The organism is Streptomyces sp. NBC_01003, from assembly GCF_045162695.1.
GTDB lineage: Bacteria > Actinomycetota > Actinomycetes > Streptomycetales > Streptomycetaceae > Streptomyces.
This window is the reverse complement of record NZ_CP108707.1, coordinates 1,667,351-1,682,524: the sequence shown is the minus strand read 5'-3', so window position 1 is coordinate 1,682,524 and position 15,174 is coordinate 1,667,351. Positions and strand designations below refer to the sequence as shown.

The window sequence follows — 15,174 nt, the reverse complement described above, 5'->3', positions numbered from 1 at the left end:
ACGTAGGAGATAACGAACACAACCTGTGCTGTCGGACCCCTTCCACTGCTTACACGTGTCACCTACTCTCCTCCTCGACGCGCGCCCCCACCGCGTCCGCATTCTTCGGCATCGCTCTCCAAGGGGCCTCAATGAGTCATTCACTTCCTGAAAACGCGGCTGCAGTCGGCGTGGCCGGCGTCGGCACCGAGGCCGCCGCACCCGCGGCTCCTCGGCGCCTCGCTCGCCTCTACGGCACGCTGCCGGCCGCCAACATCGCCCTCTACTTGTTGTGGCTCGGCGTGGGCGGCTTCCTGCTGCCGATCCAAGTCGCCCAGATCACCGGCACGAACGACACCTCCGCCTTGTCCACCGCCAGCACCACGGGGGCGGTCCTGGCGACGATCGGCAACCCGGTGTTCGGGCAGCTGTCCGATCGCACGCGGTCCCGGTTCGGCCGCCGGGCGCCGTGGATCCTTCTGTGCGCGCTGCTCGGCGCACTGGCCCTGGTCGCCCAGGCGCACGCCACGAGCATCGCGATGCTGGGCCTGAGCTGGGGCGTCGTGCAGTTCATCATGAACGGCTACCAGGCCGCCCTCACCGCCGCGATGCCCGATCGCGTCCCGGTCGCCCGGTACGGAACCTTCTCCGCGCTGGTCGGTCTGGGTGTGCCCCTCGGCACGATCGCCGCGGCACTGATCATCGGCGGTGTGCCGGGCACGAAGTTCGGCCTGGACGGTGTCATCGGCGGATTCGGCGGCCGGTTCGCCGGTGAGAACGGCTACTACCTGATAGCCGGCGTCATCGTCGTCGCGGCGCTCGTGTTCGTCGTCCTGTCCCCGGACCGCGACGCCCGTGAACTGCCGCGCGAGCCGTTCTCACTCAGGGAGTTCCTCGGCGGCTTCTGGGTCAGCCCTCGCCGGCACCCGGACTTCGGCTGGGCCTTCGTCTCCCGACTCGGGGTCATGCTGGGCTACTTCATCGTCCTCACCTACAACCTGTACCTGCTCGCCGACTACATCAAGGTCCCGCCCCGGGATCTGCTGCCGACCGTCGGCTTCCTGATGGTCGTCAACGCGCTGTGCACGGTCGTCGCCACCGTGCTTCTCGGACCCCTTGCCGACAGGGTCGGCAGGGTCAAGCCCTTCGTGTTCACCTCCGGGACCGTGGCGGCGCTGGCCCTGGCGCTCCCGATGCTGTGGCCCACCGAGGGCGGCATGCTTGCGTACAACATCGTCGGCGGCATGGCGTTCGGCGCCTACATGGCCGTCGACATGGCCCTGATCACCAAGGTCCTGCCGCGCGCTGCCGATGTGGGCAAGGACATGGGCGTCATCAACATCGCCAACGCCGGACCGCAGATCCTCGCGCCCACCCTCGCAGGCTGGATCGTCGCTGCCGGTGGCTACGAGGCCCTGTTCCCGGTCGCCGCGGCGGTCTCGCTCGTGGGTGCGCTGGGCGTACTGCGCGTCCGGAGCGTTCGCTGAGCCGTCCAACTGCCACCACTGCCCGCAACATGAGTGATCGAGGAGCAACCAGTGACTGTCCGCCCCGCAGAGCCGCCCGTCGTCCGCACCGCCCACGGCCCCGTGCGCGGTGAGCACCGCGACACCGGCGTCCGATTCCTCGGCATCCCGTACGCCCAACCCCCCGTCGGCGCACTCCGGTTCGCCGCGCCCGTCCCTCCCGAGCCGTGGTCCGGCGTCCTGGACGCCACCGCCTACGGACCTACCGCGCAGCGTCGCCCCCTGGCCGAGGTCACCTTCATCCCTGAGCCGAGCATTCCGGGCGACGGGACGCTCAATCTCAACGTGTTCACCCCGGACCCCTCTCCGGACGCCGGCCTGCCGGTGATGGTGTGGATCCACGGGGGTGGCTTCCTCGCCGGATCCCAGGCGAGCCCTTGGTACGACGGCGCCGCCTTCAACCGCGACGGGGTGGTCGTCGTCTCGATCGGCTACCGGCTCGGCTTCGACGGCTTCGGATGGATCTCCGACGCACCGCACAACCGTGCCGTCCAGGACTGGCTGCTGGCCCTCGAATGGGTGCGGGACAACATTCGGCGCTTCGGCGGGGACCCCGGCCGGGTCACCATCGCCGGTCAGTCGGCGGGCGGTGCCGCTGTACTGACCCTGCTGGGCATGCCCCGTGCGCAGCACCTGTTCCACCGCGTGCACTGTCTGTCCGGCCCGGTTTCGCAGGTGTCGACGACGGAGGCGGAACGTCTGGGCCGCAAGCTGGCCGAGCTGGGCGGCGTGCCACCGACCCGAACCGGCTTGTCCCAGCTGAGCGAGGAGCAGATCCTTGATCTGCAGAAGCAGGTGTCCTCGCCGGCAGCGGACACGGATGCCGATTCGGATACGGGCACGGGCAGGGGCGCGGAGGATGCTCTGGCGGGGGTCGCCGGCCTGATCGCCGAGAACCTGCCCATTGCCCCCATGGTCGACGGCGACCTGATCCCCGAGCCCACCCTGGACGCCCTCGCCGCGGGCGTGGGAGCCGGCAAGGAACTCGTACTCGGCGCCACCGACCACGAGTTCACCATGGCGCTGCACCCCATGCGGGACCGGCTTGCCACGGCGGCGCCGGCCGGGATCCTCACCGCGTGCGGGGTGGACGGGACCGTCGCCGCCGCGTACGTCGCAGATCACCCCGGCCTTGACACGGCGGACCTCGTCGGCCAGTACGTCACGGACCACCTCTTCCGCACAGCCGTGGCCCGGGTCGCCCGGGCCCGCGGCACCGCCCCGACCTGGCTGTACCGCTTCGCCTGGCGCTCGCCCGTCCTCGGCCTGGCCACGCACTGCCTCGACGTGCCGTTCCACTTCGACTGCCTCGACGCCGAAGGGGTCACCGCGGTAGCCGGTGCCGAGCCGCCCAAGGCCCTTGCCACGGATGTCCACGGCGCGGCGGTCGCGTTCATCCGCAACGGCAGGCCGGGATGGACGCCCTGGATCTCCAGCGCCCCGGCCACGCGAGTCTTCGACACCCGCTCCTCCGACACGGGCGACGGCTACGCCGACGTAAGCGCCCTGCTCGCCGCCCCCGGACCAGAGTCCGACGACGCCCGGCTGAAGTAAGTGCTTCAGTAAGTACTGAAGTAAGTGATCGAGGGGTGCGCTGACCGGCCGGTGCCCTGTCAGGCCCGCTGCGTCGCCGGGCGCTTCGTACGGGGCCGCCGGGCCAGCCGCTCCAGGGCGAACGGGCGGTTTGCCTCGGCCGCCGCGCGGTCACCGGTCACCAGGCCGGCGACGGCGCGCCCGGTGGCGGGCGCGAGCATCAGACCGAGCATGTTGTGACCGCCCGCCGCGATGATCCGCGAGGTGCCGGGGACCGCACCGATCAAGGGCAGTCCGTCACGCGTCAGCGGCCGGGCGCCCACCCACTCCTCCTCGCGGTCCGCCCAGCCGGCGCCCTCGAGGCAGGGGCGGGCGGCCGCGACGACGGCCCGGATCCGGGCCTCGCGGTACCGGTCGGCGTCGGCCTCGAACTCCATCGTGCCGGCCACCCGCCGCCGGCGCCTTCACCGTCAGCATCGGCAGCGGCATAAGGGGCAACGCCACCAGGTTGCGCACCCTCCTCGACGGCTGAGCGAAGCCGAGGGGCGTGCCGGGCGCGGGGGAGGCTTTCGCCGCGCGGGAGGGTCTGAACGATCAAGTGGGGGACCGTTTGAACGATCAAAATGGGGGCGGGTTAGCATATGAGCGCCGCCTAGCTCGAAAGATAAACCTGTGACTGTCAAAGACGACTCGTTCACCAACTGGAAGAACCGCGAGGAGATCGCGGAGTCGATGATCCCGATCATCGGGAAGATGCACCGGGAGCGGGACGTCACCGTCCTGCTCCACAGCCGCTCCTTGGTGAACAAGTCGGTGGTGAGCATCCTCAAGACCCACCGGTTCGCCCGCCAGATCGCCGGCGAGGAACTGTCGGTCACCGAGACGATGCCGTTCCTGCAGGCGCTGGCCGCGCTCGACCTCGGCCCGTCGCAGATCGACATCGGCCTGCTCGCCGAGACGCACCGGGCCGACGACCGGGGTCTCTCGGTCGAGGAGTTCACCGCGGAGGCCGTTTCCGGCGCCACGGGTGAGAACAAGATCGAGCGCCGCCAGGCGCGTGACGTGGTCCTCTACGGCTTCGGCCGCATCGGCCGCCTCGTCGCCCGCCTGCTCATCGAGAAGGCCGGCTCCGGCAACGGACTGCGGCTGCGCGCCATCGTCGTCCGCGGCGGTGGCGACCAGGACCTCGTCAAGCGCGCCTCGCTGCTGCGCCGCGACTCCATCCACGGCCAGTTCAACGGCACGATCACGGTCGACGAGGCGAACAGCACGATCGTCGCCAACGGCAACGAGATCAAGGTGATCTACGCCAACGACCCGTCCGAGGTCGACTACACGGCGTACGGCATCAACGACGCCATCCTGATCGACAACACCGGGAAGTGGCGTGACCGCGAGGGGCTTTCGAAGCACCTCCGCCCCGGCGTCGAGAAGGTCGTCCTGACCGCTCCGGGCAAGGGCGACGTCCCGAACATCGTGCACGGCGTCAACCACGACATGATCAAGCCGGACGAGCAGATCCTGTCCTGCGCGTCCTGCACCACCAACGCGATCGTCCCGCCGCTGAAGGCGATGGACGACGAGTACGGGGTGCTGCGCGGCCACGTGGAGACCGTCCACTCGTTCACCAACGACCAGAACCTGCTGGACAATTACCACAAGGCCGACCGCCGCGGCCGCTCCGCGCCGCTCAACATGGTCATCACCGAGACCGGCGCCGCCTCCGCCGTCGCCAAGGCGCTGCCCGACCTGAAGGCGCCGATCACCGGCAGCTCGATCCGCGTCCCCGTGCCGGACGTGTCGATCGCGATCCTCAGCCTGCGCCTCGGCCGCGAGACCACCCGCGAGGAAGTCCTCGACTACCTCCGCGACGTCTCGCTGAACTCGCCGCTCAAGCGCCAGATCGACTTCACCACCGCCCCCGACGCGGTCTCCATGGACTTCGTCGGCTCGCGCCACGCGTCGATCGTCGATGCCGGTGCCACCAAGGTCGACGGCGACAACGCGATCCTCTACCTCTGGTACGACAACGAGTTCGGCTACTCGTGCCAGGTCATCCGCGTCGTCCAGCACGTCTCCGGGGTGGAGTACCCGACCTACCCGGTCCCGACGGCGTAAGCCTTGACAGCCCGAGGGGGCCCGGCCGTTCCGACGGCCGGGCCCCCTCGGGCCGTTGTCAGAGCGGCGGGACCCCTACCGGTCGCCCGCGAGCGTGCGCATCCACGCCTCGACCTCGTCCGCCGACCGCGGCAGGCCCGCCGACAGGTTCTCCGTGCCGTCGGCCGTGACCAGGATGTCGTCCTCGATCCGCACGCCGATGCCGCGGTACTCCTGCGGCACCGACAGGTCGTCCGGCTGGAAGTACAGGCCGGGCTCGACCGTCAGTACCATGCCGGGCTCCAGCGGGCCGCCCACATACGACTCCGTGCGCGCGGCAGCGCAGTCGTGGACGTCCAGGCCGAGCATGTGGCCCGTGCCCGCCATGGTGAAGCGCCGCTGGAGACCGAGCTCGAAGACGCGCTCCGGGTCGCCCTCAAGCAGGCCCCACTCGACGAGCTTGCCCGCCATGTAGCGCTGTGCCGCGTCGTGGAAGTCGCGGTAGGCCGCACCCGGCTTCACGGCGGCGATGCCCGCCTCCTGGGCCTCGTACACCGCGTCGTAGATCTTGCGCTGGAGCGGCGTGAACGTGCCGCTGATCGGGAGCGTGCGCGTCACGTCCGCGGTGTACAGCGTGTGGGTCTCCACGCCCGCGTCGAGGAGCAGGAGTTCGCCGGGGCGCACCGGGCCGTCGTTCTGCTCCCAGTGCATGATCGTGGCGTGCTCGCCGGCCGCGCAGATCGAGCCGTAGCCGACGGCGTTGCCCTCCAGGCGGGCGCGGCGGAAGAAGGTGCCCTCGATCCAGCGCTCCGAGGTCGCGATCGCCGTGGCCAGCTCCCGTACGACATCGGTGAATCCGCGCACCGTGGAGTCGACGGCCTTGCGCAGCTCGCCGATCTCCCACTCGTCCTTGACCAGGCGCAGCTCGGACAGCGCCTCCTCGAGATCGGCGTCGCGCTCCGCGTCCGTCGTCACGGCGGCCTCGAGTGCCGGGTCGTGGCCGCGGACGATGCGGGTCGGCGCCTCGGGCGCGGCCGACAGCTCCGTGGCGGCGTCGCGGATGTCGCGACAGGGCAGGCCGAGGACCAGTTCGGACTCGGCGAGGCTGCGGCGCCGGCCCATCCACAGCTCGGACGTCATGCCGGTCCAGAACTCGTCGGTGTCCCGGCTGTCGCGGGGGAGGAGACAGAGATGGATGTCGTGCCCGCCGCCGACGCGCGGCTCGAACACGACGGCGCTGTCCCGCGCCTGATCTCCCGTCAGATGCACATAGGCCGAGTACGGGCGGAAGGGGTAGTAGCTGTCGTTCGAGCGGATCTTGAGTTTGCCGGACGGGATCACCAGCCGCTCGCCCGGGAACCGCGCGGACAGGGCGGCGCGGCGACGGGCGGCGTACGGCGCCTGCTCGTCCGGGCTCAGGTCGCGCTGCTCGGTGTCGGCCCAGCCCGTCCGCATCAGGGCGGAGAGCTCTTCGGAGAGGCCCGCGTAGAGGCCGTTCTTGCGTCCCGAGGGCCGGGGTTGGGCCTCGGGCTGCGTCGTGGGCTGTGACGTCGCCTGAGTCGTGGGCTGTGGCCTGGGCTCGGAGGAGGACACGATGCACCCTTCTGCTGTGTTCCGTAGTGGTTTCGGCTGAGCTGCCCGTCAGCCTAGTGTCCCTTGGCGCGCTTGGGAACATGTGACATAGTACTGCCGTGACTACGCGGCTGACCTGCGATGTTGTGGTGGTCGGCGCCGGAATGGTGGGCGCCGCCTGTGCCCTCTATGCGGCGCGGGCGGGGCATTCCGTCGTCCTGGTGGACCGGGGCCCCGTGGCCGGAGGCACCACCGGCGCGGGCGAGGGGAACCTGCTCGTCTCCGACAAGGAACCCGGACCGGAGCTCGAACTCGCCCTGCTCTCCGCCCGGTTGTGGTCCGAGCTCGCGGCCGAGCCGGGGGTGGCCGAGGCCGTCGAGTTCGAGGCCAAGGGCGGCGTCGTCGTGGCGTCGTCCGCCGAAGGCCTGGCGGCACTGGACAAGTTCGCCGTGCAGCAGCGCGACGCCGGTGTCGACGCGCGCGCCGTCACGGCCGACGAGCTCTACGTTCTCGAACCGGAACTCGCCCCTGGCATGCCGGGCGGCGTCCACTACCCGCAGGACGCCCAGGTGATGCCCACACTGGCCGCCGCGCACCTGGTACGCCTTGCACGCGCGGCGGGAGCGCGACTGCTGACCGGCGCGCCCGTCACCGCGGTGCTCCGGTCGGCGGACGGTTCCGTGCGAGGCGTCCGTACCGGCCGGGGTGAGATCCACACCCCCGCCGTCGTGAACGCGGCAGGCACCTGGGGCGGCGAGCTGGCCGCCCTCGCCGGGGTCCGGCTGCCGGTGCTGCCGCGACGCGGTTTCGTCCTCGTCACCGAGCCGCTGCCGCGCCTGGTCCGGCACAAGGTGTACGCCGCCGACTATGTGGCCGACGTCGCGAGCGACTCGGCTGCCCTGCAGACCTCGCCGGTCGTCGAGGGCACCGCGGCCGGTCCCGTGCTGATCGGCGCGAGCCGCGAACGCGTCGGATTCGACCGCACGTTCTCGCTGCCGGTCGCGCGGTCGCTCGCGGCGGGGGCGGCACGGCTGTTCCCCTTCCTGGAGACCGTCCGCGTGATGCGGTCCTACCTGGGGTTCCGCCCGTACATGCCGGATCATCTGCCGGCGATCGGACCGGACGCGCGCGTGCCCGGCCTCTTCCATGCCTGTGGACACGAGGGCGCCGGCATCGGACTCGCCACGGGCACAGGACATTTGATCGCCGGAGCGCTCGGTGGCGGAGGGCCGGATCCCGCGCTCGCGCCCTTCCGCCCGGACCGGTTCCCCGAGGAGGCCTCGTGAACAACAAGCGCACACCACTGGATCTCGTCAGGGCCGAGCCCGGACCCGCGCACACCGCCACCTTCGACGGCGCGCAGATCGGGGTGCTGCCCGGGCAGACCGTCGCCGCGGCGCTGTGGTCGGCGGGCGTCACCTCCTGGCGCACCACGCGCGGGACGGGCGAGCCGCGGGGAGTCTTCTGCGGCATCGGCGTCTGCTTCGACTGCCTCGTGACCGTCAACGGCCGCCCCAACCAACGGGCTTGCCTCGTACGGGCAGAAGCGGGCGACGACATCCGCACGCAGCACGGCACCGGACACGACGACGCGGCGGAGGGGGAGGGGTCATGAAGCGTGGCGCACATGAGGGCTCGGCGCGCACGCTCGCCGTGATCGGGGCCGGGCCCGCCGGGCTGGCCGCCGCACTCGCCGCGGCCGTCCGCGGGAGCCGCGTGACGCTGATCGACGCGGGCGCGCAGGCCGGCGGCCAGTTCTACCGCCAGCCCGCAGAGGAACTGGGCGCCCGCCGCCCGCAGGCGCTCCACCACCAGTGGCGGACCTGGGAGCGGCTGCGGGACGGCCTGGCCGCACAGATCGCGACGGGCCGCATCACCCACCTGACAGATCATCACGTGTGGTGCGTGGAACGGCTCGACGGGGCATCCGGCTTCCTCGTCCACGCGCTGCACGGCCCGGCCCAGGAGGAGCCGTCCGTGGTGCGTGCGGACGCCGCCATCCTGGCGACCGGCGCCTACGAGAAGGTGCTGCCGTTCCCGGGCTGGACCCTGCCGGGTGTGATCACCGCGGGCGGCGCGCAGGCCATGCTCAAGGGCGGACTCGTCCTCCAGGGGCGTACGGCCGTCGTGGCGGGCACGGGGCCCCTGCTGCTGCCGGTCGCCGCCGGACTGGCCGCGGCGGGTGCGGAGGTCGCCGCACTGGTCGAGTCCGCCGGGGCGAAGGACGTAGCCCGGCACGCGCGTACGCTGTCCGCCCACCCGGACAAGCTCGTCGAAGGGGCCGGGTACGTCGCTGAACTGATGCGCCGCCGGGTGCGGTTGAAGGCCAGGCACGCCGTCGTGGAAGCGCATGGTGACGGCACGCTCGAAGCCGTCACCATCGCCGCGCTCGACCGCGAGGGGCGCGTAGCGCCGGGCTCCGGGCAGGTCATCCGCTGCGACACCCTCGCCGTCGGCCATGGCCTGCTGCCGCACACCGACCTCGCCGAGACCCTCGGCTGCCGTCTCGAAGGGCCGGCCGTGGCCGTGGACGACGAGCAGCGCACCGACGTCCACGGAGTGTGGGCCGCGGGTGAGGCCACCGGCGTGGGCGGCGCCGCCCTCTCGCTCGCCGAGGGCCACATCGCGGGGTGCTCCGCCGCGGCACGGCTCGCGGGGCACGAACCCGACCCGCGGACGTGGGAGGCCGCCGCCAAGTCCCGTGCCAAGAGCAGGGAGTTCATCGCCGCTCTTGATGCCGTCTTCGCGCCGCGTGCGCACTGGGGCGAGCAGGTCACCGACGACACCGTCGTGTGCCGCTGCGAGGAGGTGCCGGCCTCCGCGATCCGTGAGGCGGTCGGCGAGCTCGGGGCCACCGACGTGCGGACCGTGAAACTGCTGACCCGGGCCGGCATGGGCTGGTGCCAGGGCCGCATGTGCGGACCGGCTGTCGCCGGTCTTGCGGGATGTGAACTGCGGCCGTCCAGAAGGCCGTTCGCCCGTCCCGTGCCGCTCGGAGTGCTCGCTCGGGCGGGGGAGGACCTGCCCCACGAGTGACCCGGACGCCACTCCAACGGCCGTATCCATCAGATCGTCTACATCAGACCGTAGCCAAAAGTGCAATGTCACACGCCACAGGCACAGAGGAGACACAGCCCATGACCACGTCCGAGCGCAGCCCTTGGCACGGCGTCCTCGTAGCCACGCCGCTCCCGCTGAACGACGACCTCTCCGTCAACTACGCCAAGTTCGGCGAGCATTGTGCCTGGCTCGTCGAGAACGGCTGCGACGGAGTCGTGCCCAACGGCTCGCTCGGCGAGTACCAGGTGCTCACGCCGGAGGAGCGTGCCAAGGTCGTCGAGACGGCCGTCGCCGCGATCGGCGGGCAGCGCGTGATGCCCGGCGTCGCCGCCTACGGCTCCGCCGAAGCCAGTCGCTGGGCCGAGCAGGCCAAGGACGCCGGCTGCGCCTCCGTGATGCTGCTCCCGCCCAACGCCTACCGCGCCGACGAGCGTTCCGTCCTCGCCCACTACGAGACGGTCGCCGCGGTGGGCCTCCCCGTCGTCGCGTACAACAACCCCATCGACACCAAGGTCGACCTGGTGCCGGAACTGCTCGCGAAGCTGCACCGCGAGGGGTTCGTCCGCGGGGTCAAGGAGTTCTCGGGAGACGTGCGGCGGGCGTACCGCATCGCCGAACTCGCCCCGGAACTCGACCTGTTGATCGGCGCGGACGACGTCCTGCTCGAACTGGCCCTGGCCGGCGCCAAGGGCTGGATCGCCGGGTACCCGAACATGCTGCCCGCCGCGTCTGTCGAGCTGTACCGCGCCGCCGTGTCCGGCGACCTCGCCACCGCGACCTCCCTCTACCGGCAGCTCCACCCGCTCCTGCGGTGGGACTCGCGGCCGGAGTTCGTCCAGGCCATCAAGCTGTCCATGGACATGATCGGCCGCCACGGAGGCCCGTGCCGCCCGCCGCGCATGCCGCTTCTGCCGGACCAGGAGAAGGCGGTGCGCGCCGCCACCGAACAGGCGGTCGCCGCCGGTCTCGTCTGACCACGCGACCGCACTCGCATACGTCCACCGTATCCACTTCCAGGGAGCAGCTTCCGACATGCGCAGCAAACTCGTCCTGCACGCGGTCGACTCACACACCGAGGGCATGCCGACACGGGTGATCACCGGCGGCATCGGTACCGTCCCCGGCGCCACGATGAACGAGCGCCGCCTGTACTTCCGTGAGCACCGCGACGACATCAAGCAGCTACTGATGAACGAGCCGCGCGGGCACGCCGCGATGAGCGGAGCGATCCTCCAGCCGCCGACCAGGCCCGATTGCGACTACGGCGTCATCTACATCGAGGTCTCCGGCTACCTCCCGATGTGCGGGCACGGGACGATCGGCGTCGCCACCGTCCTCGTGGAGACGGGCATGGTCGAGGTCGTCGAACCGGTCACCACCATCCGCCTGGACACGCCCGCCGGGCTCGTCGTCGCCGAGGTCGCCGTGGAGAACGGTGCGGCGAAGTCCGTCACCCTGCGGAACGTGCCGTCGTTCTCCGTCGGCCTCGACCGCGAGATCACGCTCGCCGACGGACGCACGATCACGTACGACCTGGCCTACGGCGGCAACTTCTACGCGATCCTGCCGCTCGACCGGTTCGGCCTGCCCTTCGAGCGCGAACGCAAGGACGAGATCCTCGCGGCGGGCCTCGCGCTGATGGACGCGATCAACGCGAAGGACGAGCCCGTACACCCCGAGGACCCGTCCATCCGCGGCTGCCATCACGTCCATCTGTACGCGCCGGGGGCGACCGCCCGGTACTCCCGGCACGCGATGGCGATCCACCCCGGCTGGTTCGACCGCTCGCCCTGCGGCACGGGAACGAGCGCGCGTATGGCCCAGCTGCACGCGCGTGGCGAACTGCCGTTGCACACGGAGTTCGTGAACGAGTCGTTCATCGGCACCCAGTTCACCGGTCGGCTGCTCGATACCACCGACGTGGCCGGGACCCCGGCGGTGCTGCCCAGCTTCACCGGCCGCGCGTGGGTGACCGGGACGGCCCAGTACCTGCTCGATCCGGACGACCCCTTTCCTGCGGGATTCGTCCTGTAGCGCCAGTCCCGTACCAGCCACCTGTCCCGCAGCACCTCTCCCGTAGCACCCGTCCCGCAGCACTCCACCCGCCACGGGATACTTGTGGAACGTGACATGTCACCTAGGAGGACCACCCCATGGCCGACCGGCGCAGCGCCCCGTCCGCCGCTCCCGCCCTGCCCAGTCTCGGCGGGACGCGCAGCAGCTACCGCGAGCGGGTCGCCGACGCGCTGCGCGCCGCGCTGATCGCCGGTGAGCTGCGGGCGGGCGAGGTGTACTCGGCGCCGACCCTCGCCGTCCGCTTCGGGGTGTCCGCGACGCCGGTGCGCGAGGCCATGCTCGACCTCGCGAAAGAGGGTCTCGTCGACGCGGTGCCGAACAAGGGCTTCCGGGTCACGGCCGTCTCCGAGAAGCAGCTCGACGAGTACAAGCACATCCGCTCGCTGATCGAGATCCCGACCACGGCGGAACTCGCCACCACCGCCGACCTCACGGCACTGGAGGCGCTGCGGCCGGTCGCGCGGGAGATCGTCGACGCGGCGGTCGCCGGCGACCTCATCGCGTACGTCGAGGCGGACATCCGCTTCCACCTGGGGCTGCTCGCCCTCTCCGGCAACGAGCACCTGGTCGAGGTGGTCGGCGACCTGCGCAAGCGTTCCCGGCTCTACGGGCTGAACGCGCTGGTCGAGGCGGGCCGTCTGGAGGCGTCGGCCGAGGAGCACCTGGAGATCCTCGACGCCCTGGTCGCCCGTGACGAGGAGGCGGTGCGCGCCGTGATGACCCGCCACCTCGGGCACGTGCGAGGGCTCTGGGCGCAGTAGCCCACCGCCGGGCTGATCGGCCGCGTAACCCGCCGCTCCCGTGTCGGCGCGGCGGGCGGCGGCCCGCGGCGTCGTAGCGTGGCCGCACTGCGGACGGCGACGGGCGTCGGCGCGCACGACCCGGAACCGTGGTGATGTGGCATGTGCTGGAGCGCGACGGCCGATCTCGTGGCGGGCACCGCGATCGCGGCCGTGGGAGCCGTATGCGTCGCACGGACGGTCCGCGCGCGACGGCCCCGCGACCTGCCGCTCGCGGCGCTGCCGCTGCTGCTCGGCGCCCATCAGATCATCGAGTCCGTCCTGTGGCGGTCCGGTGGCGGGACGGGTTCCGCCACCCTCGCCTGGGCCGTGATCGCCCTCCCGGTCCTGGCCCTGTGGGTGCCCGCCGGGGTGGTGTGCGCGGCGCCCCGGCGCGCCCGCGGGCGGCTGCTGATCCCGCTCGCGGCCGGGGCCGTGACCGCGGCGGGACTCGCGTACGCACTGGCGACCCGCACCGTGACCGCCGAGATCCGCGGGCACACCGTCGGGTACGCCATCGGCCTGTCGCACGCCGGGCTCCTGGTCGCCGGGTACCTCCTGGCCACGGTGGGCTCCCTGCTCCTGTCCGCCGACCGCGGCCTCGTGCTGCTCGGTGTGCTGGTCGCGGCCGGCGCGGCGGTGTGTTTCGCGCTGTGGCGGTGGGAGTTCATCTCGACGTGGTGCGCGTTCGCGGCCGTCTGCTCCGTCGCCCTGCTCCGGTGGACGGGCCGCAGCGCCGGTCAGCCGGTCAGAATGCATCCTCCGCGAGATCGACAGCCGTCCGGTCCAGGGACTCCAGAAGACTGAACTGCGCCTCGGTCTTGGGCAGTTCATGCCGGAAGAAGTAGCGGCACGCGCCGCGCTTGCCCTCGTGGACGGCCTCCGTGCCGGACGCCGCGGCCAGCAGCTGCTCCAGCCACATCCAGGCGACGACGACGTGCCCGACGGCTTCGAGGTAGACGCTCGCGTTGGCCAGGGCGGTCTCCGGGTCGCCGGTCGACCACAGGCGCTGGGTCACGGCGACCGCACGGAGTACGGCGGCGTCGAGCCGGGCGCCGTACTCGGCAGTTTCTCCGCCCGCTTCGGCCGCGCGGGCGGACGTCGCGGTGACGCGCTCCACGAGGAGGCGGAGCCCGGCCCCGCCGTCCATGACGACCTTGCGGCCGAGCAGGTCGAGACCGTGAATGCCGTGCGTGCCCTCGTGGATGGGGTTGAGACGGTTGTCGCGGTAGAACTGCTCGACGTTGTACTCGCGTGTGTAGCCGTAGCCCCCGTGGACCTGGATCGCGAGGCTGTTGGCCTCCAGGCACCACTGCGAGGGCCAGCTCTTCGCGATCGGGGTGAGCACGTCGAGCAGCAGCCGGGCCTCCGCGCGGGCCTCGGGAGTGGCGCCGGTGTGCTGCTCGTCGAGGAGCCGGCCGCAGTACAGGGTGAGCGCCAACGCCCCCTCCACGTAGGCCTTCTGGGCCAGGAGCATCCTGCGGACGTCGGCGTGCGCGAGGATCGGGACCTGCGGCGCGGCCGGGTCCTTGCCCGCGAGAGGACGGCCCTGCGGGCGCGTGCGGGCGTAGTCGAGAGCATGCAGATAGCCGGTGTAGCCGAGGGCGGTGGCGCCCAGGCCGACGCCGATCCGGGCCTCGTTCATCATGTGGAACATGTAGGAGAGCCCGCGGTTCTCCTCGCCGACGAGATACCCGACGGCGCCCGGCGCGCCGCCCGGCCGGTGGGCGCCCTCACCGAAGTTGAGGAGAGTGTTCGTCGTGCCCCGGTAACCCATCTTGTGGTTGAGGCCCGCAAGGACCACGTCGTTGCGTTCACCCGGCGAACCGTCCTCGTGTACAAGGACCTTGGGGACGATGAACAGCGACAGGCCCTTCACGCCGGCCGGCCCGTCGGGGTTCCTGGCGAGCACGAGGTGCACGATGTTCTCCGACAGCTCGTGCTCGCCGCCGGAGATCCACATCTTGTTCCCGAAGAGGCGGTACGTCCCGTCCTCCTGCCGCTCGGCCCGCGTACGCACATCGGCGAGCGACGATCCCGCCTGGGGCTCCGAGAGGCACATCGTCCCCAGGAACCGTCCCTCCACCATGGGGCGGACGAAGGTGTCGATCTGCTCCTTCGAGCCGTGCGCGAGGACGAGGTTGGCGTTGCCGATCGTGAGGAACGGGTACGCGGCCGTGCCGACGTTCGCGGCCTGGAACCAGGCGAAGCACGCGTCGGCGACCACCGACGGCAGCTGCCCGCCGCCCACCTCGTGGTCCATGGTGCTCGCGATGAGCCCCGACTCCCCGAAGACCCGGAGCGCCTCCTTCACCTCGGGGATGATGTGCACCCGCTCCCCGTCGAAGGTGGGCTCCTGCGCGTCGTTCTTCTTGTTGTGCGGGGCGAAGTGCCGCGTCGCGATCTGCTCGCTCAGCTCGAGCGCCGCGTCGAAGGTCTCGCGGGAGTGGTCCGCGTACCGCTCCCGGGACGTGAGCGCGCAGACGTCGAGCCACTCGTACAGCAGGAACTCGAGATCGCGGCGGGACAGCAGCAGGGATGCCATGCGTTTA

General features: G+C 71.3%; 13 protein-coding genes. 10 read left to right on the top strand and 3 right to left on the bottom strand.

What is annotated here, in order from left to right:
• Positions 1–131 precede the first annotated feature (131 nt).
• The gene (locus OG698_RS07800) at positions 132–1,466 is read left to right on the top strand and encodes an MFS transporter (protein WP_406102244.1); all 1,335 of its coding nucleotides are present in this window, start codon (positions 132–134) and stop codon (positions 1,464–1,466) included.
• 51 nt (positions 1,467–1,517) lie between these two features.
• On the top strand, positions 1,518–3,059 hold the full coding sequence (locus OG698_RS07795) for a carboxylesterase/lipase family protein (RefSeq protein ID WP_406102243.1): 1,542 nt from the start codon (positions 1,518–1,520) through the stop codon (positions 3,057–3,059).
• A gap of 59 nt (positions 3,060–3,118) precedes the next feature.
• Here OG698_RS07795 and OG698_RS07790 read toward each other — a convergent pair whose 3' ends face one another.
• The gene (locus OG698_RS07790; protein ID WP_406102241.1) at positions 3,119–3,487 is read right to left on the bottom strand and encodes an FAD-dependent oxidoreductase; all 369 of its coding nucleotides are present in this window, start codon (positions 3,485–3,487) and stop codon (positions 3,119–3,121) included.
• A 223-nt stretch (positions 3,488–3,710) separates the two neighbouring features.
• Here OG698_RS07790 and OG698_RS07785 point away from each other — a divergent pair, with 223 nt between their 5' ends.
• The gene (locus tag OG698_RS07785) at positions 3,711–5,156 is read left to right on the top strand and encodes a glyceraldehyde-3-phosphate dehydrogenase (protein ID WP_406102239.1); all 1,446 of its coding nucleotides are present in this window, start codon (positions 3,711–3,713) and stop codon (positions 5,154–5,156) included.
• A gap of 75 nt (positions 5,157–5,231) precedes the next feature.
• Here OG698_RS07785 and OG698_RS07780 read toward each other — a convergent pair whose 3' ends face one another.
• On the bottom strand, positions 5,232–6,590 hold the full coding sequence (locus OG698_RS07780) for an aminopeptidase P family protein (protein ID WP_406110906.1): 1,359 nt from the start codon (positions 6,588–6,590) through the stop codon (positions 5,232–5,234).
• Positions 6,591–6,826: 236 nt separating this feature from the next.
• Between OG698_RS07780 and OG698_RS07775 the strand changes: the two genes are divergently transcribed.
• The 7 genes from OG698_RS07775 to OG698_RS07745 all read left to right on the top strand — a co-directional run bounded on the left by OG698_RS07775 (position 6,827) and on the right by OG698_RS07745 (position 13,429).
• The gene (locus tag OG698_RS07775; RefSeq protein WP_406102238.1) at positions 6,827–7,993 is read left to right on the top strand and encodes an NAD(P)/FAD-dependent oxidoreductase; all 1,167 of its coding nucleotides are present in this window, start codon (positions 6,827–6,829) and stop codon (positions 7,991–7,993) included.
• On the top strand, positions 7,990–8,322 hold the full coding sequence (locus OG698_RS07770; RefSeq protein WP_406102237.1) for a (2Fe-2S)-binding protein: 333 nt from the start codon (positions 7,990–7,992) through the stop codon (positions 8,320–8,322). The genes OG698_RS07775 and OG698_RS07770 overlap by 4 nt, the downstream gene beginning before the upstream one ends.
• Positions 8,319–9,743: an NAD(P)/FAD-dependent oxidoreductase gene (locus OG698_RS07765; protein WP_406102236.1), complete on the top strand. Its 1,425-nt coding sequence runs from the start codon at positions 8,319–8,321 to the stop codon at positions 9,741–9,743. The genes OG698_RS07770 and OG698_RS07765 overlap by 4 nt, the downstream gene beginning before the upstream one ends.
• A 101-nt stretch (positions 9,744–9,844) precedes the next feature.
• Complete coding sequence (locus OG698_RS07760; protein WP_406102235.1) at positions 9,845–10,741, top strand: dihydrodipicolinate synthase family protein; 897 nt, start codon at positions 9,845–9,847, stop codon at positions 10,739–10,741.
• 58 nt (positions 10,742–10,799) lie between these two features.
• Positions 10,800–11,801, top strand: a complete 1,002-nt coding sequence (locus OG698_RS07755) for a proline racemase family protein (RefSeq protein WP_406102234.1) — start codon at positions 10,800–10,802, stop codon at positions 11,799–11,801.
• A gap of 119 nt (positions 11,802–11,920) precedes the next feature.
• Positions 11,921–12,604 (top strand): GntR family transcriptional regulator, encoded by a 684-nt coding sequence (locus tag OG698_RS07750; protein WP_406102233.1) that lies wholly within the window; start codon positions 11,921–11,923, stop codon positions 12,602–12,604.
• Between the two features lie 141 nt (positions 12,605–12,745).
• On the top strand, positions 12,746–13,429 hold the full coding sequence (locus tag OG698_RS07745) for a DUF6629 family protein (protein ID WP_406102232.1): 684 nt from the start codon (positions 12,746–12,748) through the stop codon (positions 13,427–13,429).
• Here OG698_RS07745 and OG698_RS07740 read toward each other — a convergent pair.
• The gene (locus OG698_RS07740) at positions 13,371–15,167 is read right to left on the bottom strand and encodes an acyl-CoA dehydrogenase (protein WP_406102231.1); all 1,797 of its coding nucleotides are present in this window, start codon (positions 15,165–15,167) and stop codon (positions 13,371–13,373) included. The genes OG698_RS07745 and OG698_RS07740 overlap by 59 nt on opposite strands.
• Positions 15,168–15,174 lie beyond the last annotated feature (7 nt).

Coding starts and splice junctions, on each gene's coding strand:
- OG698_RS07800 (WP_406102244.1), top strand. CDS start 132: ATGAGTCATTCACTTCCTGAAAACGCGGCTGCAGTCGGCGTGGCCGGC.
- OG698_RS07780 (WP_406110906.1), bottom strand. CDS start 6,590: ATGCGGACGGGCTGGGCCGACACCGAGCAGCGCGACCTGAGCCCGGAC.
- OG698_RS07765 (WP_406102236.1), top strand. CDS start 8,319: ATGAAGCGTGGCGCACATGAGGGCTCGGCGCGCACGCTCGCCGTGATC.
- OG698_RS07760 (WP_406102235.1), top strand. CDS start 9,845: ATGACCACGTCCGAGCGCAGCCCTTGGCACGGCGTCCTCGTAGCCACG.
- OG698_RS07755 (WP_406102234.1), top strand. CDS start 10,800: ATGCGCAGCAAACTCGTCCTGCACGCGGTCGACTCACACACCGAGGGC.
- OG698_RS07750 (WP_406102233.1), top strand. CDS start 11,921: ATGGCCGACCGGCGCAGCGCCCCGTCCGCCGCTCCCGCCCTGCCCAGT.
- OG698_RS07745 (WP_406102232.1), top strand. CDS start 12,746: ATGTGCTGGAGCGCGACGGCCGATCTCGTGGCGGGCACCGCGATCGCG.
- OG698_RS07740 (WP_406102231.1), bottom strand. CDS start 15,167: ATGGCATCCCTGCTGCTGTCCCGCCGCGATCTCGAGTTCCTGCTGTAC.